17 protein-coding genes are annotated in these 19,731 nt (G+C 74.0%); 10 read left to right on the plus strand and 7 right to left on the minus strand.

Annotation, left to right across the window (positions count from 1 at the left end; genetic code table 11):
* Nucleotides 1-370 precede the first annotated feature (370 nt).
* Complete coding sequence (locus ABEB09_RS19175; protein WP_345691145.1) at nt 371-2,113, plus strand: N-acyl-D-amino-acid deacylase family protein; 1,743 nt, start codon at nt 371-373, stop codon at nt 2,111-2,113.
* Here the strand turns inward: ABEB09_RS19175 and ABEB09_RS19180 are convergent.
* Entirely contained in the window at nt 2,046-2,483 is a 438-nt protein-coding gene (locus ABEB09_RS19180; RefSeq protein WP_345691146.1) for a hypothetical protein, read from the minus strand. The genes ABEB09_RS19175 and ABEB09_RS19180 overlap by 68 nt on opposite strands.
* A gap of 24 nt (nt 2,484-2,507) precedes the next feature.
* On the opposite strand from ABEB09_RS19180, the gene ABEB09_RS19185 reads away from it, so the two are divergent.
* The 7 genes from ABEB09_RS19185 to ABEB09_RS19215 all read left to right on the plus strand — a co-directional run bounded on the left by ABEB09_RS19185 (nt 2,508) and on the right by ABEB09_RS19215 (nt 10,673).
* Complete coding sequence (locus ABEB09_RS19185; protein ID WP_345691147.1) at nt 2,508-3,959, plus strand: aldehyde dehydrogenase family protein; 1,452 nt, start codon at nt 2,508-2,510, stop codon at nt 3,957-3,959.
* A 263-nt stretch (nt 3,960-4,222) separates the two neighbouring features.
* Nucleotides 4,223-5,788, plus strand: a complete 1,566-nt coding sequence (locus tag ABEB09_RS19190; protein WP_345691148.1) for an APC family permease — start codon at nt 4,223-4,225, stop codon at nt 5,786-5,788.
* 109 nt (nt 5,789-5,897) lie between these two features.
* Nucleotides 5,898-6,215 (plus strand): cupin domain-containing protein, encoded by a 318-nt coding sequence (locus ABEB09_RS19195; protein WP_345691149.1) that lies wholly within the window; start codon nt 5,898-5,900, stop codon nt 6,213-6,215.
* Nucleotides 6,216-6,901: 686 nt separating this feature from the next.
* On the plus strand, nt 6,902-8,170 hold the full coding sequence (locus ABEB09_RS19200) for a beta-ketoacyl-[acyl-carrier-protein] synthase family protein (protein WP_345691150.1): 1,269 nt from the start codon (nt 6,902-6,904) through the stop codon (nt 8,168-8,170).
* The gene (locus ABEB09_RS19205) at nt 8,167-9,408 is read left to right on the plus strand and encodes a ketosynthase chain-length factor (RefSeq protein ID WP_345691151.1); all 1,242 of its coding nucleotides are present in this window, start codon (nt 8,167-8,169) and stop codon (nt 9,406-9,408) included. The genes ABEB09_RS19200 and ABEB09_RS19205 overlap by 4 nt, the downstream gene beginning before the upstream one ends.
* Nucleotides 9,409-9,447: 39 nt before the next feature.
* Nucleotides 9,448-9,714: an acyl carrier protein gene (locus tag ABEB09_RS19210; RefSeq protein WP_345691152.1), complete on the plus strand. Its 267-nt coding sequence runs from the start codon at nt 9,448-9,450 to the stop codon at nt 9,712-9,714.
* 11 nt (nt 9,715-9,725) lie between these two features.
* Nucleotides 9,726-10,673, plus strand: a complete 948-nt coding sequence (locus ABEB09_RS19215) for an aromatase/cyclase (protein WP_345691153.1) — start codon at nt 9,726-9,728, stop codon at nt 10,671-10,673.
* Between the two features lie 221 nt (nt 10,674-10,894).
* On the opposite strand, the gene ABEB09_RS19220 is transcribed toward ABEB09_RS19215, so the two are convergent.
* Nucleotides 10,895-11,695: an SDR family NAD(P)-dependent oxidoreductase gene (locus tag ABEB09_RS19220; protein WP_345691154.1), complete on the minus strand. Its 801-nt coding sequence runs from the start codon at nt 11,693-11,695 to the stop codon at nt 10,895-10,897.
* A 180-nt stretch (nt 11,696-11,875) separates the two neighbouring features.
* Here ABEB09_RS19220 and ABEB09_RS19225 point away from each other — a divergent pair, with 180 nt between their 5' ends.
* Entirely contained in the window at nt 11,876-12,319 is a 444-nt protein-coding gene (locus tag ABEB09_RS19225; RefSeq protein ID WP_345691155.1) for a nuclear transport factor 2 family protein, read from the plus strand.
* 1,393 nt (nt 12,320-13,712) lie between these two features.
* Here the strand turns inward: ABEB09_RS19225 and ABEB09_RS19230 are convergent.
* Complete coding sequence (locus ABEB09_RS19230; RefSeq protein ID WP_345691156.1) at nt 13,713-14,540, minus strand: AfsR/SARP family transcriptional regulator; 828 nt, start codon at nt 14,538-14,540, stop codon at nt 13,713-13,715.
* Nucleotides 14,541-14,978: 438 nt separating this feature from the next.
* Between ABEB09_RS19230 and ABEB09_RS19235 the strand changes: the two genes are divergently transcribed.
* Nucleotides 14,979-16,166, plus strand: coding sequence for a sensor histidine kinase (locus tag ABEB09_RS19235; protein WP_345691157.1), 1,188 nt, complete (start codon nt 14,979-14,981; stop codon nt 16,164-16,166).
* Here ABEB09_RS19235 and ABEB09_RS19240 read toward each other — a convergent pair.
* The 4 genes from ABEB09_RS19240 to ABEB09_RS19255 all read right to left on the minus strand — a co-directional run bounded on the left by ABEB09_RS19240 (nt 16,105) and on the right by ABEB09_RS19255 (nt 19,701).
* Nucleotides 16,105-16,713, minus strand: a complete 609-nt coding sequence (locus ABEB09_RS19240) for a response regulator transcription factor (RefSeq protein ID WP_345691158.1) — start codon at nt 16,711-16,713, stop codon at nt 16,105-16,107. The genes ABEB09_RS19235 and ABEB09_RS19240 overlap by 62 nt on opposite strands.
* 63 nt (nt 16,714-16,776) lie before the next feature.
* On the minus strand, nt 16,777-17,997 hold the full coding sequence (locus tag ABEB09_RS19245; protein ID WP_345691159.1) for an MFS transporter: 1,221 nt from the start codon (nt 17,995-17,997) through the stop codon (nt 16,777-16,779).
* 14 nt (nt 17,998-18,011) lie between these two features.
* A complete protein-coding gene (locus ABEB09_RS19250; protein WP_345691160.1) occupies nt 18,012-19,031 on the minus strand; it encodes an aldo/keto reductase in 1,020 nt (339 codons plus the stop codon).
* A gap of 7 nt (nt 19,032-19,038) precedes the next feature.
* Nucleotides 19,039-19,701, minus strand: coding sequence for a YczE/YyaS/YitT family protein (locus ABEB09_RS19255; protein WP_345691161.1), 663 nt, complete (start codon nt 19,699-19,701; stop codon nt 19,039-19,041).
* Nucleotides 19,702-19,731: the final 30 nt, after the last annotated feature.

The following is a 19,731-nucleotide window of genomic DNA, read 5'->3' on the forward strand; positions in this document are numbered from 1 at the left end:
GGCCGCACCCGGACTCATCCACCGTCGTGGCGCGCGCCGGGGGTGGGCCCTCAGGCCGGGGGGCCGTTCCTCGTTGTGCCCACCCGTTCCTCCCCCAAGGACTACGTCCAGGGGGGACCCCCATGCGGAACGACTGCCCACAACGAGGAACGGCGGCACCGGCGGCGCGAGCCCACAACGACGGAACGGCGGAACCGGCGGAGGCCGGCCCCACAGCGACGGAGCGGCGGCACCGGCGGCGCCGGCCCCACAGCGACGGAGCGGCGGCACCGGCGGTCGCCGGCCCCGCAACGACGGAACGGCGGTACCGGCCGACAGCGAGGGGCGGCGGTGCGGGCGTCAGCGGGGGGCTTCTTGGGAGGAGGACTTCATGTTCGATCACGTTGTTTCCGGGGCCCGGCTCGTGGACGGGAGCGGCGCGAGCGTCCGGCGCGCCGATGTCGGCCTGAAGGGTGGGCGCGTCGCCGCCGTCGTCGACGCCGGCGGCCTCCGGGAGGCCGAGGCGCGGAGTCGGGAGGACGCCGACGGTCTGGTCCTCGCGCCCGGCTTCGTGGACCCGCACACGCACTACGACGCCCAGCTGTTCTGGGACCCGTACGCCACGCCCTCCATGAACCACGGCGTCACCACCGTCGCCGGCGGCAACTGCGGCTTCACGCTCGCGCCCCTCCACCCCGACCGCCCCGGCGACGCCGACTACACGCGCCGCATGATGGCGAAGGTCGAGGGCATGTCGCTGGTCGCGCTGGAGGAGGGCGCGCCCTGGGCGTGGCACGGCTTCGGCGCGTACCTGGACGCCCTGGAGGGGCGTATCGCCGTGAACGCCGGGTTCATGGTCGGCCACTGCGCCCTGCGCCGGTACGCCATGGGCCCGGCCGCGCTGGACGGCCCGGCGGACGACCGGCAGCTCGACACGATGGTGCGGGCCCTGCGCGAGGCGATGGACGCGGGGGCGTGGGGGCTGTCCACCACCCGGTCGTCGACGCACACGGACGGGGACGGGCGACCGGTCGCCTCCCGGGTCGCTTCGACGGGCGAGCTGCTGGCCCTCTGCGGGGCCGTCGGCCGGCACGAGGGCACCCAGGTGGAGGCGATCGTGTCGGGATGCCTCGACCGGTTCGCCGACCACGAGATCGACCTGCTCGTCGCCATGACGAGCGCCGCCGCCCGGCCGCTCAACTGGAACGTCCTCACCATCGACTCCGCCGTCCCGGACCGCGTCCCCCGCCAGCTGGAGCCCAGCGCGCGGGCCCGCGCGGCCGGCGGGCGGATCGTCGCGCTGACGATGCCGATCCTCACGCCGATGAACATGTCCCTGGGCACGTTCTGCGCGCTGAACCTGCTCCCCGGCTGGGGCGAGGTCCTGGGCCTGCCGCCGCGCGAGCGGATCGCGCGGCTCCGGGACCCGGCCGTGCGGGCGGGGATGCTGCGTCGGGCGGACTCCGAGGAGGCCGGCGTGTTCCGGCGACTGGCCCACTTCGGCCGGTACGTCGTCGGCGACACGTACAGCAAGGAGAACGCGGGGCTCACGGGCCGGGTCGTGGAGGACATCGCCCGGGAGCGGGGCCAGGACCCGTTCGCGTGCCTGGTGGAGATCTGCGCGCACGACGAACTGCGGACGGTCCTGTGGCCGATGCCCCCGGACAACGACCCGGCGTCCTGGGAGCTGCGCGCCGAGACGTGGCGGCAGGAGGACGTGCTGCTGGGCGGCTCCGACGCGGGCGCGCACCTGGACCGGATGTGCGGGGCGCCGTACACGACCCGGTTCCTGGGGGACTGCCTGCGCGGGCGGCGGCTGGTCGGCCTGGAGCAGGCGGTGCGGATGCTGACCGACGACCCGGCGCGGCTGTTCGGGCTGCGGGACCGGGGCAGGGTCGCGGAGGGGTACCACGCGGACCTGGTGCTGTTCGACCCGGAACGGATCGACGCGGGCCCGGCGACGCTGGTGCACGACCTGCCGGGGGAGAGCCCCCGGCTGGACTCGCGGGCGGTCGGGATCGTGTCCGTACGGGTGAACGGGGTGGAGACGGTACGGGACGACGAGATCACCGGCGCGGTGCCCGGGCGGGTGCTGCGGTCGGGCCGGGACACGAGGACGGTGGACACACGATGAGCGGGGCGGAGACACGGATCAGCACGGCGGCCACGCGGATCAGCAGCTCGGGCACCCGGATCAGCGCGGCGGAGACGCGGACCAGCAGGTCGGGCACCCGGATCAGCAGCTCGGGCACGCGGGACAGCACACCGGGCATCCGGATCAGCGTGGCGGGCACGCGAATCAGTGCGGGGGAGCCGCGGATCCGCAGGTCCGGCACCCAGATCGGCACGGCGGGCACGCGGATCGGCAGGTCCGGCACCCAGATCAGCACGGCGGCCACGCGGATCAGCAGCTCGGGCACCCAGATCAGCACGGCGGAGCCGAGGATCAGCACACCGGCCGCGCCGATCAGCACAGCGGGCGCGCGGATCAGTACGGCGGCCACGCCGATCAGTGCGGCGGGCGCGCGATGAGGCTCTTCGTCGGGGGCGCGTGGGTGGAGCCGGAGCGCGGCCACTACGAGGTGGTGAACCCGGCAACGGAGGAGGTCGTCGGCCTCGCGCCCGAGGCGAGTCCCGCCCAGGCCCGCGAGGCGGCACGCGCGGCGCGCGAGGCCTTCCCGGCCTGGTCCCGCACCCGGCCGGAGGAGAGGGCGGAGGTGCTGGACCGCGCGGCGGCGCTGATCGCCCGGGACGCCGGGGCGCACGCCCGGCTGGCCCGCGAGGAGAGCGGGGCGACGGCGGCCACGGCACGCGGCATGCAGGTGGCGGTGGCCGCGGCCCGGTTCCGGCGGTACGCCAGGGGCGCCCTGGAGCCGGTGGAGCAGGCGCTGCCACCGCAGCTCACCCCGGCGGGCCCGATGGGCCCGGCGAGTCTTCTGGGCGCGCTGGCGGTGCGCCGGCCCGTCGGGGTGGTCGCCTGCGTGACCTCGTACAACAACCCCTGGGCGAACCCGGCCGGCAAGATCGCCCCGGCGCTGGCCATGGGCAACACGGTCGTCGTGAAGCCGGCCCCGCAGGATCCCCTGTCGGTGTACGCCCTGGCGCGGGTGCTGGAGGAGGCCGGGGTGCCGCCGGGGGTGGTGAACGTGGTCACCGGGTCGGGCGCGGACGTGGGTGAGGCGGTCGTGGCGTCGCCGGACGTCGACATGGTCAGCTTCACGGGCTCGACGGCGGTGGGGCGCCGGATCGGCGAGGTGTGCGGGCGGGACGTGAAGCGGCAGCTGATGGAGCTGGGCGGCAAGGGCGCGGCGCTGGTCTTCGACGACGCGGACCTGGACGCGGCGGTGCGGGGCATCGGCTCGACGTTCTCCTTCTACAGCGGCCAGATCTGCACGGCGCCGACGCGCGTCCTGGCGCAGCGCGGGATCCACGACCGGCTGGTGGACGCGCTGGCGGCGTACGCGGGCCGGCTGCCGGGGGGTGATCCGGCGGATCCGGCGACGGTGGTCGGGCCGGTGATCTCGGCGGCGCACCGGGACCGTATAGAGGGGTACGTGGAGCTGGGCCGCGAGGAGGGGGCGCGGGTGGTGGCGGGCGGGGAGCGGCCGGCGTACGGCAAGGGCTTCCACGTGGCGCCGACGCTGCTGGCCGGCTGCGCGCCGGGGATGCGGGTGGTCCGGGAGGAGATCTTCGGCCCGGTGGTGGCCGTGCTGCCCTTCGGTGACGAGGACGAGGCGGTCGCGCTGGCGAACGACGGCGACTACGGCCTGATCGACTACGTGTGGTCGGGTGACGTGGCCCGCGCTTTCCGTGTGGCGGGGGCGCTGCGGTCCGGCGGGGTCGGCGTGAACACGGTCGCGCGGAACATGGAGGCGCCCTTCGGGGGCTTCCGCAGGAGCGGTGTCGGGCGGGACGTGGGCTCGTACGCCCTGTACGCCTACAGCGAGTTGCAGGCGGTGGTGTGGCCGGGAGGGCGTTGAGGCGCGGGGCCGCGGGGGGTGGCGGTAAGCGGAGGCCGGACACCGGAAAAACAAGCACGGGAAATTTTTCAAACGGGCAAATCGGGCACGGCTGCGGTTCCCGCATATCGAACACACGTGGCCATGGCCCCCGCATCCATAATTGAAGCGTCAACGGATCTTCCAATCGAAGCCTGACGCCCGATTCATCCTCGTAACCCAAGGGCAAGATCGCGGAGTTCGATACTCCGGATAAGGAAACCGCAGCACCTACGGTCCTCCTCATGACTCAGCTGGAAGCGCGGCCCAAGGCCGGAGACACGGTAAGGGACGTCACCGCGACGGGCGGGAGCGGTGGCGTTCGCACCAAGGGACTGGGCGGGAACTCCGTCGGTCTGATGGGCGGTGCCGTCATCGGCATCTCGACCGTCGCCCCTGTGTACTGTCTGACCTCGACGCTCGGCCCCACGGTCGGCGAGGTGGGCCTGCAGATGCCCGCCATCTTCCTCGCCGGCTTCCTGCCGATGCTGCTCGTGGCCTTCGCCTACCGGGAGCTGAACAAGGCGATCCCCGACTGCGGCACCTCCTTCACCTGGTCGGTCAAGGCCTTCGGCCCCAAGGTGGGCTGGATGTGCGGCTGGGGCCTCCTCGTCGCCACCGTGGTCGTCCTGTCCAACCTGGCGGGCGTCGCCACCTCCTTCTTCTGGCTCACGGCCGGCGAGATCACCGGGAACCCGGACATCGCCGCCCTCGACGGCAACAAGGCCGTCCACATCCTCACGACCCTGGCGTTCGTGGCCGCGGCCACCGTCGTCAGCTACCGCGGCATCACCGCCACCAAGTGGCTCCAGTACGCCCTGGTCGGTCTCCAGCTGGTGGTCATCGTCCTCTTCGCCGGCATGGCCCTCACCAAGGCCGGCGACGTCACGGGCTCCCTGTCCTTCTCCTGGTCATGGATGAACCCGTTCGCGGTCGAGTCCTTCGCCGCCTTCACCGCGGGCCTCTCCCTCTCGATCTTCATCTACTGGGGCTGGGACACCTGCCTGTCCGTGAACGAGGAGAGCGTCGGCAGCGCCCGCACACCCGGCCGCGCCGCCCTGCTCGCCATCGTCGTGATCGTCTCCTCGTACCTGCTGGTCGCCATCGCCGTGCAGATGTACGCCGGCGTCGGCGACAAGGGCACCGGCCTCGGCAACCCGGAAACGTCCGACAACGTCTTCGCCGCGCTCGCCGGCCCCGTCATGGGCTCCGGCCTGGGCATCCTCCTCTTCGTCGCGGTCCTGGCCTCGGCCGCCGCCAGCCTCCAGACCACGTTCATCCCGGTGGCCCGCACGGCCCTCGCGATGTCCACGTACGAGGCCTTCCCGCCCGCCTTCGCCAAGGTCCACCCGGTCCACAAGACCCCGGGCCGCGCCACCATCGTCGCGGGCGTCGCCACCGGCGTCTTCTACTCGGTGATGACCCTGGTCAGCGAGAACGTCCTGGTGGACACCATCTACGCGCTCGGCCTGATGATCTGCTTCTACTACGCGATCACCGCCTTCGCCTGCGTCTGGTTCTTCCGCCGCGACCTGACCCGCTCCGTCCGCGACCTGCTCGTCAAGGGCGTCCTGCCGGGCATCGGCGGCCTGATGCTCACCGCCGTCTTCGCCCAGACCCTCAAGGACATGTGGGACCCGGCGTACGGCAGCGGCTCGTCGGTCTTCGGCATCGGCTCGGTCTTCGTGATCGGCGTCGGCCTGCTGCTGGTCGGCGTGGTCCTGATGGCCGTGATGCACCGCCGCAGCCCGGCGTTCTTCCGCGGCGAGGTCCTCACGAAGGAGACCCCCGCCCTGGTCGTCGAGGACTGACGCCCCGCGGGCCCCGCTTCCACGAAGGCCCCCGGCCGTCCCGAGAGCACACGGGACGGCCGGGGGCCTTCGCCGTGCGGGCGGGTCGGCCCCGGGGCAAGGTGGACCTATGTACGACCTCTACGCCATCGCCGAGGAGCACCTGGTCGCCGCCCACCGCAGCGAGCACGGCCGCAGCGCGAACCTGCTGGTCCGCGAGCGGCCGCTGCGGCAGACCATCATCGCGCTCACCGCCGGCACGAAACTCGACGAGCACAACGCGCCGCCCGCCGGCTCGCTCCAGGTGCTGCGGGGGGTCGTGAAGCTGACGACCGCGTCGGAGGAGGTCGAGCTGACCATGGGCGACCTCTTCCTGCTCCCCCAGGAACGCCACGGCCTGACGGCCATCACCGACACGGCGTTCCTCCTGACGGCGGTCAACGACTGACGCGCGCCGCGGCGCGCCCGCGACGGCGGCCGCGGCCACTGTGCCTGCGGCCGCGGCGGCGATCTCGAGCATGCTGCGGCGGCTGAACTGTGCTGTCACACGGCGGTGAGCCGCCCACGGCCGGATGGCGCCACCCACCCCACCCCCACCGGCGGTGAGCCGCCCACGGCGGGCGGGCCCACTCACCCCGCCTCCCACCGGGGGTCAGTCGCCCACGCGCGGGACGGGGGTGGACCGGGGGTCGCGCGCGCAGGATTGGCGACGCAGCAACGCCTCGCTCTCAAGGCCCCGAACGAGCCAATCTGAGCACGTGACCCCCGGGCCGCCACCGGACCCACCCACCGTCGTGGCGCGCAGGGGCTGGGCCCTCAGGCCGGGGGGCCGTTCCGTCGTTGTGCCCACCCGTTCCTCCCCCAAGGACTACGTCCAGGGGGGACCCCCATGCGGAACGACTGCCCACAACGACGGAACGGCGGCACAGCGACGCCAGCCCACAACGACGGAACGGCGGCACAGCGACGCCAGCCCACAACGACGGAACGGCGGTACCGGCGGCGCGAGCCCGCAACGACGCACCGGTCGGGTTCGAGTGGGGCTCGAGGGGGGTGGCCGAGGGTGGGCGGGCGAATCCCCACCGGGCAGGCGAAAGGAACATCAGCGATGTCGCACACGACAGGACGCGGCCGGTGACCCGCCGCGTCGTCATCACCGGAATCGGGGTACGGGCTCCGGGCGGCGCCGGGACGAAGGAGTTCTGGTCGCTGCTGTCGGAGGGGCGCACCGCCACCCGCTCCATCTCCTTCTTCGACGCCTCCCCCTTCCGCTCCCGCGTCGCCGGCGAGGCCGACTTCGACGCCCGGGCCGAAGGGCTCACCCCCCGTGAGATCCGGCGCATGGACCGCGCCACCCAGTTCGCCGTGGTCTGTGCCCGGGACGCCGTCGCCGACAGCGGCCTGCCCGTCGACACGCTCGACCCGCACCGCGTCGGCGTCAGCCTGGGCAGTGCGGTCGCCTCAGCGACCAGCCTGGAGAACGAGTACCTGGTCATGTCGGACGCCGGCCGGGAGTGGGTCGTCGACCCGGGCTTCCTGTCGCCGCACATGTTCGACTACCTCAGCCCCGGCGTGATGCCCGCCGAGGTCGCGTGGACCGTGGGCGCCGAGGGCCCGGTCACGATGGTGTCGGACGGCTGCACGTCCGGCCTGGACGCCGTCGGCTACGGCGTCCAGCTGATCCGCGAGGGCACCGTCGACACGGTCCTCGCGGGCGCCGCCGACACCCCGATCTCGCCGATCGTCGTGGCGTGCTTCGACGCCATCAAGGCGACCACGCCGCGCAACGAGGATCCGGCCCACGCCTCGCGCCCCTTCGACGGCTCCCGCAACGGCTTCGTCCTCGCCGAGGGCGCCGCCATGTTCGTGCTGGAGGAGTACGAGGCGGCCCGCCGACGGGGTGCGCACATCTACGCCGAGATCGGCGGCTACGCCACCCGCTGCAACGCCCATCACATGACGGGCCTGAAGAAGGACGGCCGGGAGATGGCGGAAGCCATCCGCGTCTCCCTCGACGAGGCGCGCCTCGACCCGACCGTCGTCGACTACGTCAACGCGCACGGCTCGGGCACCAAGCAGAACGACCGCCACGAGACGGCCGCGTTCAAGCGGAGCCTCGGGCAGCACGCGTACGAGGTGCCGGTCAGCTCCATCAAGTCGATGGTGGGGCACTCCCTCGGCGCGATCGGCTCCATCGAGATCGCCGCGTCGGCGCTGGCCATCGAGCACAACGTGGTCCCGCCGACGGCGAACCTCCACACGCCCGACCCCGAGTGCGACCTCGACTACGTGCCGATCACCGCCCGCGAGCAGCGCGTCGACACGGTCCTGACCGTCGGCAGCGGCTTCGGCGGCTTCCAGTCCGCGATGGTCCTGCACCGCCCGGAGGTGAGCGGACGATGAGCAGCACCGAGAACACCCGTACGCGTACGGTCGTCACGGGGGTCGCCGTCGCCGCGCCCGGCGGGCTCGGCACCGACGAGTGGTGGAAGTCCGCCCTGACGGGACGAAGCGGCATCAGCGCCATCACGCGCTTCGACACGGACCGCTTCCCGTCCCGGCTCGCCGGGCAGATCCTGGACTTCGAGGCCGGCGACCACCTGCCCAGCAGGCTCCTGCCGCAGACGGACGTGTCCACGCGGTACGCGCTGGCCGCCGCCGACCGGGCGCTCGCCGACGCCGGGGTCACGCCCGAGACGCTGCCCGACTACGACATGGGCGTCGTCACCGCCAACGCGCTGGGCGGCTTCGACTTCACGCACCGGGAGTTCAGCAAACTCTGGTCGCAGGGACCCGAGTTCGTCTCCGTGTACGAGTCGTTCGCCTGGTTCTACGCGGTGAACACGGGCCAGATCTCCATCCGCAACAGCATGCGCGGCCCCAGTGCCGCCCTGGTCGCCGAGCAGGCGGGCGGTCTCGACGCGATCGGCCACGCCTGCCGTACCGTCCGGCACGGCACGAAGCTGGTGCTCAGCGGCGGCGTGGACTCCGCGCTCGACCCGTGGGGCTGGGCCTCGCAGCTCGCGGGCGGGCTCGTGTCGACGGACCCCGACCCGGCCCGCGCCTACCGGCCGTTCGACGCCGACGCGTCCGGCTACGTGCCGGGCGAGGGCGGCGCGATCCTCATCGTCGAGGACGCCGCGTCCGCGCGGGAGCGGTCCGCCCGCACGGTGTACGGCGAGATCGCCGGGTACGCCGCGACCTTCGACCCGAAGCCCGGCTCTGGCCGGCCCCCCGGGCTGCGCCGCGCGGCGGAACTGGCCCTGGAGGACGCGGGGCTGGCCCCCGGCGACGTGGACGTCGTGTTCGCGGACGCGGCGGGCGTGCCCGCACTCGACCGTGCCGAGGCGGAGGCCATCAGCGGGCTCTTCGGGGCGCGCGGCGTGCCCGTCACCGCGCCCAAGGCGCTCACCGGCCGCATGTACGCGGGCGGCGGGCCCGTCGACGTGGTCACCGCGCTGCTGGCCATCCGCGACGGCGTCGTGCCCCCGACGCCCGGCACCGGTGACGTACCCGAGGAGTACGGACTGGACCTGGTGCGCGGCGAGCCGCGGGAACTGCCCGTCTCCACCGCCCTCGTGCTGGCCCGCGGCCGCTGGGGCTTCAACTCGGCCGTCGTCCTGACGGCCGCCACCGACTGACACCCGCCCACAACCCCCACCCTTACGAGGAGAACCGTCATGAGCACCATGACCCTGGACGACCTGCGCCGCATCCTCGTCGCCTGCGCCGGCGAGGACGACGGCACCGACGTGAGCGGCGACATCCTCGACAGCTCCTTCGAGGACCTCGGCTACGACTCCCTCGCCCTGATGGAGAGCGCCGCCCGTATCAAGCAGGAGTTCGGCGTCGACCTGTCCGACGACGACGTGGCCGACATCGACACCCCCCGCGCCCTCCTCGACCTCGTCAACGGCCGGGTGTCGCCCGCCGCCGTGGCGAGCTGAGGAGCGCCGAGGTGACATCACCGCACCGCACCGAGCACACCCGGGTGGTCGCCGCGCCGCCCGACGCCCTGTACGGGCTGGTCGCCGACACCACGCGCTGGCCCGCCGTGTTCGGGCCCAGTGTCCACGTCGACCACCTGGAGCGGGACGACCGCAGCGAGCGGTTCGAGATCTGGGCGCAGGTCAACGGGCGCGTGGTCAGCTGGGTGTCCCGCCGGCTGCTCGACCCGGCACGCCGCTACATCGCGTTCCGCCAGGAGCGCAGCGCCCCGCCCTTCGCCTCCATGAGCGGCGGCTGGCTGTTCCGGGCCCTGCCCGACGGTGGCACCGAGGTGGTGCTGCGGCACCGCTTCACCACCGTGGACGACGAGCCCGACACGCTGGCGGCGGTCCACCGGGCGCTGGACCGCAACAGCGCGGAGGAGCTGGCCGCGCTGGCCCGGATCGCCGAACTCGGCCACCCCGTCGAGGACGTGGTGTTCTCCTTCACCGATACCGTCCCGCTCACCGGGACGGCCGCCGAGGCGTACGACTTCGTCAACCGGGCCGACCTGTGGGCGGAGCGGCTGCCGCACGTGGCGCGCGCCGAGCTGACCGAGGAGGTGCCGGGCGTCCAGACGCTGGAGATGGACACCGTCACCGCCGACGGCAGCTCGCACCGCACCCGCTCGGTGCGGGTGTGCCGGGCGCCGCACTGGATCGCGTACAAGCAGCTGAAGATGCCGCGGCTGCTGACCGGGCACAGCGGACTGTGGACGTTCGGCGAGGACGCCGAGGGCCGGCCGGTCGCCGTGTCCCGGCACACCGTGGCCGTCGACCCGGCGGCGGTCCGTGACGTGCTGGGCCCGGACGCGGGGCTCGCCGAGGCGCGGGCGTACCTGCGGGAGGCGCTGGGCCGCAACAGCATGACGACCATGCGGTACGCGGCGGGCCGGACGGAGGAGTCGGTGGCCGGCTGACGCCCCGCCCCGCGCGTACGCGACGGCACCCCGGTCGCGTACGCGCGGGGGCCGCGTCACCTGCGTACGCGCGGGGGCGCGTCACCTGCGTACGCGACGGTGCTTCCCCGTACGTACGCGACGGTGATTCCCCCGTACGCGACGGTGATTCCCCTTACGTACACGACGGTGCCCGGTCCCTCCTCGGAGGGGCCGGGCACCGTGCTGTGCGGGTGGGGCCGTCAGTAGTTGCCGAGGCCGCCGCAGACGTTGAGGGCCTGCGCCGTCACCGCCGCCGCGTCGTCGCTCACGAGGTACTCGACCATCGCGGCGACCTCGCGGGTCTCCACGTAGCGGCCGAGCGGCACGCGCTGGGTGATCCGGTCGTGGGTCTCCTGCTCGGACACGCCCCAGATGCCCGCGTAGTGCGTGCGCACCCGCTCCGCCATCGGCGTCTCCACGAAGCCGGGGCAGACCGCGTTGACGGTGATGCCGGTACGGGCCAGCTCCAGGCCCAGGGCCTTGGTGAAGCCGACGACGCCGTGCTTGGACGCCGAGTACGGCGCGGCGTGGACGACGCCCTGCTTGCCGCCCGTGGAGGCGATGTTGATGATGCGGCCCCGGTCCAGGTCCCGCATGCCGCCCGCGGTGAGCACCTCCTTCGTCATGAGGAAGACGCTGTTGAGGTTGGTGTTGATCACGTCGAACCACAGGTCGTCGGCGATCTCCGCGGTCGCCCCGCCGCCGCTGCGGCCGGCGTTGTTCACCAGGACGGACACCGGTCCGTAGCGCGCCACCGCCGCCGCGACGTACGCCTTGATCTGCGCGGGGTCGGACACGTCGCAGGTGGTGCCGTCCACCTCGTGCCCGGCGTCCCGCAGCTCCTTGATCAGCGAGGTGAGCGGCTCCTGCTGCCGGGCGCAGACGAACACGCGGGCGCCGAGGCCCGCCAGGCGCTTGGTGATCTCCAGGCCGATGCCGCTGGTCGCACCGGTCACCAGGGCCACGGGGCCCGGCCCCTCCGGCCTGACTGCCGTTGTCATCTTCTCCTCCTGTGCAGCTCCGGTCGTGGACACGCGACCGAGCCTGCGGGCAGCGGCTCGAGCGGCGCTGGAACGGATCTCGAATCCGCCGTCCCTCAAGGTCGGTTCGAGTACGCCGGGCGAGGCTGGCGGCCGACAGCGACGACCGACCCGCTGCCGGCAGCGACCTGGAGGAGCACCATGACCACCGAGACCGACACCCGCGCGGGGACCCACCTCTACGCGCTGGTCCAGCACTTCTACGCCCGGCAGATGCAGGCCCTGGACGAGGGCCGCTTCGAGGAGTACGCGGCCACGTTCACCGAGGACGGCACGTTCCAGCACACGCCCGGTACCGAGCCGGCCCGCACCCGGGCCGGGATCGTCGCCGAACTGCACGCGTTCCACGAGCGGTTCCGGGACGACCCCGTGCAGCGGCGGCACTACTTCAACCAGATCGTGCTGGACCCGCAGGACGACGGCAGCTACCGCTCGACCGTGTACGCGCTGATCGTGCGGATCAGGCAGGGCGAGCGGCCCGAGATCTGGCCCAGCTGCGTGGTCCACGACGTGCTCGTCGTCGACGGGGACGAGGTGCTGATGCGTTCGCGGACCGTGAGCTACGACCAGCTCCCGGCACAGTGAGCGCGGTGAGCGCGGTGGCGGCCGCGGCCCGGCCGCCCGTGCTGCCGTCCGCCGCTGCCGAAGCCCTGACGGTCGCGATCGAGGCCGCGACGGCGACCGGCCGGCCGCCCGCGTCCGTCCGTACCGCCATCGCCGTGGCGCACACGAGCCTGTGGACCTGCCGCCGGCTCCAGTACGCGGCGCTGGAGTGCGAGGCGGCCGCCGCGGTCGCCGGGTACCTGGGGCCCCGGCTGCTCCTGGACGGCGCGTACGGCCTGGCGGACGCCCTGACGACCAGGGGCCGTGCCGCGGACCGGCTGCACGCGCGCGTGCGGCGGCTGGAGGCGGCCGCCGGGGCGCCCGGGGCGCGGGCGCGGGCCGTTGCCGAACGGCTGCGGGCCCTCGCGCACGGGGAGGACCGGCTGGCCCGGCCCCTGACGGCGGTGCCGCCCCAGGCCCTGACCCAGCCCCTCGGCGCCCTGGTCCACCACCTGGAGGAGGCCAGGTCGGCCCTGCTCCACAGGATGGCGGCACTGTACGCGCCGGACGCGGAGGACATCGGCCACGACGGGCGCTGGGCCCTGGCCGACCGGTACGCGCTGCTCACCGCGGTGGCCGCCGCCCTGGACGGCTGGCGGGTCCCCGGCGCACCCCGCAGCCGGCTGTCCGGCGACCGGATGTGCCTGGTCGCGGCGCTGACCCGGCTCACCGGCCTGCTGGGCGGGCCGGCCCCCGTACCGCCGGAAGGGATGTACGACGACGTGTACGAGGTGGCGGTCACGGCAACGGTCGTCCACGCGACCCGCCGAACCCCGACGAGGCCCCCATCCCGGACGCCCCCCACCCCGCCCGGGACGACGCCCGCCCCGCCCGGGACGACGCCCGCGGCCGTGCGGTCCACCACCCCGGCGCGGGCGATCCCCGCCCCGGCCCGGGCGATCCCCGCCCCGGCCCGGGCACCCGTCCAGCCGCGGGCCGGCGCACCGGCCGGACCGACGGCCCCGGCCCGGACGGCTCTTGCGCCCGTGCGGAGCACCACCCCGGCGCGGGCGATCCCCGCCCCGGCCCGGCCACCCGTCCAGCCGCGGGCCGGCGCACCGGCTGGACCGATGGTCCCGTCCCGGACAGCTCTTACACCCGTGCGGACCACGACCCCGTCCCGGACGACCCCCGCACCGTCCCGGACGACCCCCGCACCGTCCCGGACGACCCCCGCACCGGCCCGGGCGACGCCCGCGCCCGTGCGGTCCACCACCCCGGCCCCGACGACCCACGCCCCGTCCCGGGCGACCCCCGCCCCGGCCCGGCCACCAGCCCAGGCGCGGGCCGGCGCCCCGGACCGGGCGATCCCCGCGTCCGCCCGGTCCGGGGCGCCGGCCTGGACGGCTCCCGGCCCCGCCCGGGTCCTGCGGCTTCAGCTGGCGAACCGCTCGTAGGCCACCGGCAGTTCGTGCTCGGCCGCGCCCGTCAGGATTTGCTGGTGCAGGGCCTGGAGGCGTGGTGAGGGCTCCACGCCCAGTTCGTCGCGCAGGGCGGCGCGCAGGCGCTGGAACGCCTCCAGGGCCCGCCAGGGGTGGCCCGAGCGGCTGAGCGCCAGCATCAGCTGCGCGCAGTGGCCCTCGTGGAGCGGTTCGCGGGCGGTGAGCACCCGCAGTTCGCCGACGAGCGCGGCGTGCCGGCCGAGCCGCAGGTCGGCCTCGATGCGCAGCTCGCGGGCGCGGGCGCGGGCCTCGGTCAGCGCCAGGACCTCCATCGCGAGGACCCGCCCGACCGGGACGTCGGCCAGCGGGTCGCCCTGCCACAGTTCGAGGGCCCGCCCGAGGACGGCGGCGGCCCGCCGGGCGTCGCCGGCCTCCAGGGCCGTGGCCCCCTGCGCGGCGAGCTGCTCGAACCGGGCGGCGTCGCTGGGCCGTTCCGGGGCGGCGAGCCGGTAGCCGCCGTAGCAGGTCGACAGCACGTCCTTGGAGTCGAGGCCGGGCCCCGCGCCCGTCTCCCCGGCGGCCGCCGCCAACGCCCCGCCGATCTTCCGCCGCAGTTGCAGCACGTACGTCTGCATCGTCGTCGACACGCTGCGGGGTACGTCGTCCCCCCACAGTTCGTCGACCAGGGTGGGCACCGGCACGATCCGGCCGGCGTGCTGGGCCAGCAGGGCGAGCAGCTGCCGTGGTTTGCCCGCCGTCGGCACGACGGATACGCCGTGCACCCGGACGTCGAGCGGGCCGAGCACCTCGATGTGTAACACCTGTGCCTCCGGTTCCTCTTCGGGGTACCTCCGGCACAGCGCCGGACGTACGGATTCCGATATTGCCAGCGGGCCGGCGCGCACCCCAGTGAACCCGTCATGAGGTGGTTGTGAGTTATTCAGGCCGTGAAAAACTCATGACCGATACCGGAGGAATTCCCTGGTGTCGGCGGGGCGGGTCGCGAGAGAATGCCGCACACGCCGGAGGACGGCCCGTCGGCTTGCACCGCAAGGGAATTGATGCCCGTCGAGGCAGATGAGGAGGTGTTCGACCGACCGGACGCGGAGGCCGTTTCGACGCGGCTCACCGCCGGCCGTCCGCTGTGTGCGAATTCTCGGTTACTTCGCGGGAACATTGAATGGCCGTGATCTCCCGACGACGTAGTATTCCCTTCAAGCAACACCGGGGGTACGAGGTCTGTCGAAGGGGGAACGCAGATGTCGGGACACGGCAGGGATCACACGGCGGACGTCGTCGCGCCCACCGGCGTGCCCGCCGTGCGGCGGCGTGGCACGGGGCGGCGGTGCGTCCTCGTGGCCGGTCTCCAGACGCTGATCGGCCTCGCGCAGACGGCGGCCGTGCCGCTGCTGGCGGCCGGCCCGGCCGGCCTGTGCACGGTGGGCTTCCTCTTCGCGTACGCGCTCGTCGTCGCCCCGCCCGTGGTGCGCTGTCTGGCGCCGGGCCGCCGCCCCGGCCGGGCGGTGTGGGCCGGCTGCACGCTGCTGTCGCTGGCCGCGGCGTCGGCGGTCACCGCGCTGGTGGGCCTGCCCGTGCCCGTACACGGACAGCTGGTGCTCGACTGCCTGCTGGCGTGGCTGCTGTGCTGGGCGCTGCGCGACCGGGGCCCGGACGCGGCCGAACGGGCCTGGGAGCAGCGGGCGCTGGTACGCGCGGCGCGCGCGGCGGAGCGCCGCCGGTTCGGCCGCGACCTGCACGACCTGCTCGGCTTCCGGCTGTCGGCGCTCGCGCTGAAGGTGGAGGTGGCCAGCCGGCTCCTGGGCCGGGACGACGAGCGCGTACGGCGTGAACTGCGCGAGGTCCTCGGCATGTCGCGGCAGGCGCTCGCGGAGGCGAGATCGCTGGCCGAGCGCTACCGCGAGCTGTCGCTGCCGGAGGAGATCGCCTCCGTACGCGAGGTCCTGACGTCGTCCGGGATGCGCGTGACCGTCGTCGGGGACTTCGGGCCGCTGGACCCGCGGACCGGCACGGTGATGGCCACGGTGCTGCGGGAGGGCGTGACGAACCTGCTGCGGCACAGCTCCGCGTCGGTGTGCCGGATCCGGCTGGTGGAGCGGCAAGGCCGGATCCGGCTGGTGCTCTCCAACGACGGGGTCCGCGGGGTCCGGGCGGCTGTGCCGCGCCCGGGGCCGACCCTTGCCTCGGCGGTGGCGACCGCCGTGCCGACCGTTCCCTCGGCCGTGCCTTCCGTGGCGGCCCGCGGCCGGGGCAGTGGGCTGGACAGCCTCACCCAGCGGCTGGCGGAGGTGGGCGGGACGCTCACGTGTTCCACCGACGGGGCGGGCTGGTTCCACCTGGTGGCGGAGTGCCCGGCGCGCCCGGTGGTCAGTGCAGCCACCCCGAGTCCTGGGCGATCAGGATCGCGTCCAGTCGATTGCGCGCGTTGAGCTTCACCACGGCCGACGTCAGGTAGTTGCGGATCGTGCCGACCGCGAGGTGCATGCGGTCGGCGATCTCCGTGGAGCCCGCGCCCTCGGCCGCCAGGCGCAGGGTGTCGATCTCCCGCTGGGTGAGCGGGTTCTCGCCGCTGGACCAGGCCGCCAGGGCGAGCGACGGGTCGATGGCCTGCTCCCCGTCGGCCACCTTGCGGATGGCGGCGGCCAGTTGCTCGGGCGGCGAGTCCTTCAGCAGGTAGCCGCCGACCCGGGCGTCCAGGGCGCGCCGCAGGGTGCCGGGCCGCCCCAGGCTCGTCAGGATGAGGCTGCGGCAGTCCGGCACCTCCTCCCGCAGCAGGCCGGCCGCGGTGAGCCCGTCGAGGCCCGGCAGGTCGATGTCGATGACCGCCACGTCCGGCTGGTGCTTGCGCGCCTCCTCGACGATCGTGTCGCCGCGGTCGAGGTCGGCCACGACCTCCAGATCGGGTTCCAGCTCGAGCAGGGCGACCAGAGCCCCGCGCACCATGTGTACGTCTTCGGCCAGTAGGAGCCGTATCATCCGCACCCCTCGGGTTGCCGTTCCGCTCGCTGCCCCCATCCTTGGCGCCCGACCCGCCCGCCGCTACGCGGAGCGGGTTTCCTTTCCATTAACTGACGTATCCTGACCGGAAGTTGAAGGGTTACCGGTAGTAGGTGCGGCGGGCTCGCGGAGTCTCACCAGCCCCAGGAGTACCACCGCGGAGAGTCCGGCCGCCGCCAGGAACCCGGTGGTGAGGGACGTCGCCCCGATGACCGGTCCGAGCAGCAGCGGGGAGAGGAACTGCCCCGCGAAGTTGGCCGTTCCGGACAGCGAGGTGGCCTGCCCGCGCAGTTCCGGCGGGGCCGCCTCGCCGACCAGGACGGTGAGCGCCGGGAACGCGATGCCCTGTCCGGCGCCGAACAGCAGGGGCGCGAGCAGCAGCAGCCACGGCTGGTCCACGGTGCCCAGCAGGACGAAGGACACCACCCAGGCCACGGCCGCGGCGCTCAGCAGCGTCCGGTAGCCGGCCGCGGCCCGCATCCCGGCGTACGCGAGGCCGACGAGGCTCATCGCGCCCATCATCGCGACGGTGTACAGGGACACCAGGAACGGCGCCTCGACGCCCACCTCGGCGAGCCGCTGCGGCAGGAAGACGGCGACGCCGTACAGCAGGACCGCGGAGACCGCCTGGAGGCCGTAGTAGCCGAGCAGCGCCGGCCGGTCGCGCAGCAGCGCGAGGACGCCGCCCCCGCCGCCGGACGGTCCTGCCGCCGCCTTGGGCAGCGCGGCCAGCGTGGCCAGGCCGATGGGCACGCCCACCAGGTACACGGCGAACGGGGCGTGCCAGGACAGCCCGCCGAGCGCGCCGCCGACCAGGGGCCAGACCACGCCGCCGAGGCTGGTGGCGGTGGACCGCCAGCCCATCACGCGGTCGCGCTCGGGCCCCTGGTAGAGCGCGAGCAGCGCCACCGTCGTACCGCTGAACACGGCGGCGGCGCCGGCGCCGAACACGAACCGGCTGAGGATCAGCGGCAGGTAGTCGTCGATGACCAGCCCGGCGGCCCCGGCCACCCCGTACAGCACGAGGCCGCCGGCGAGGGGGCCGCGCACGCCGTGGCGGTCGATGAGCCGCCCGACGACGGGGCTGGTGACGGCGATGGCCAGGCCGTGGGCGGTGATGATCAGGCCGGCGGCGGTGCCGCTGACGCCGAGGTCGCCGCGGATGACCTCCAGTACGGGGGTGATCATCGCGCCGGCCATGACGGCCAGCGTCGAGGCGAGCAGCAGGACGGGCAGGGCTGCCCGGGAGGGGCGGGGGGACATGGAACCTCCGGAAGTCATGGCCGTACGGGCCCGGCGTCCGCGGCGTGCGCGGTCAGGGCGCCGGCGATCTCGTCGAGGTCCGCCTCGGTGAGCCGCAGCGACGCGGCGGCCGACCAGTCGGCGATCTGGCCGGGGCGCCGGGCCCCGACGATCGCGCCGGCGGCGCCGGGCCAGGCGAGTGCCCAGCCGACGGCGACGGCCGAGGTGGTGACGCCGTGGCGCACGGCGACCCGGGTGAGGGCGTCGGCGACGGCCAGGTTGGCGGGCAGGCCGGTGGTGAAGTCGGGGGCGCCGCGCCGCCAGTCGCCCTCGGGCAGCGCGGCGACCCGCGCGGCGCTGAACGCGCCGGTCAGCAGGCCGGACTTCAGCGACTGGTAGACGATCGCGCCTGCGCCGGACGCGGCGCACCAGGCGAGGACGTCGGCGGCGGTGCGGTCCAGGGCGGAGAAGGGCGGCTGGACCGCGTCGACGGGGGCGACGGCGGCGGCGCGCTTCAGCTCGTCGACGCCGTGGTTGGACAGCCCGATGGCGCGGACCTTGCCCTCCTTCTTCAGCTCGGCCATGGTCGCCCAGTACTCCTCCAGCGGGGTGCCGAGATCGGGGCCCGCCGGGTCGTCGGTGACCGGTCCCCAGGCGAGGAGGCCGCCGTCGCCGGGCCAGTGGACCTGGTACAGGTCGATGTGGTCGACGCCGAGGCGGCGCAGGGAGCCCTCCAGTTCGCGGCGTACGCTGCGCGCGTCCATGATCTTGCGCAGTCCGCGCTCGTCGGGGACGAGGCCGCACTTGGTGAAGACGTAGGGCCGGTCGGCCTCCGGCAGCCCGGCGAGGGCGCGGCCGACGACCTCCTCGGAGTGGCCCATGCCGTAGGCGGGGGCGGTGTCGATCCAGTTGACGCCCGAGGAGACGGCCTCGTGGACGGTGGCGATCGAGTCGGCGTCGTCCTGCGGACCCCAGTCGGAGCCGCCGAAGGACCAGGCGCCCAGGCCGGTGCGGGAGATCCGCATCCCGGCGATGGACGGGTCAGTGTTGGACATGTTCATGTCATCCTCCGATGCGGGTGGTGGACTCGACCGGGGCGGACTCCGAACGCGCCACCACGAGACCGTGGTTGTCGAGTCCGAACACCCGCTGGTTGAGGGCCATGAAGGGCTGGATGAGACCGTCGACGAAGATCAGGAAGCACAGGGTGCCCACGCCGACCGGGCCGCCGAGCAGCCAGCCGACGACCAGCAGCACGGCCTCGACCGAGGCCTTGGCCACCCAGAACGGCCAGCGCCAGCGCCGGGTCATGGTGATGACCACGAGGTCCATGGCGCGGATGCCGATCCCGCTCATGATGATCAGCGCGGAGCCGTAGGCGCACAGCAGGACACCCAGCGCCAGCTGCCCGGCCCGCGGCACCAGCGAGGTGTCGGCGAGCCGCATGAGGTCGATGAGGCTGCCGCACAGCAGGAACGTCACGAACGGCGAGATCACGGGCCGTCGCCGGTTCCACACCGCCCAGATGGCGATGCACACGGCGGCGACGGAGGCCTGGGCGATGCCGATGGTCAGCGGCAGGTGCTCCAGGACGCCGAGGGCCAGGGTGTCGAGGGGGTCCACGCCGTAGTCGGAGTGGATGAAGAGGGTCGCGCCGGCGGCGAAGGTCACACAGCCGGCGAGGTATACGCCCAGGCGCCCGGCCTGGACTCGGGGGAGGGGCATGGGGCTCCTTCGGCCGGGGGGAGGGGCCGG

Origin of the sequence: Streptomyces coeruleoprunus (genome assembly GCF_039542925.1) — a bacterium.
Lineage (GTDB): Bacteria > Actinomycetota > Actinomycetes > Streptomycetales > Streptomycetaceae > Streptomyces > Streptomyces coeruleoprunus.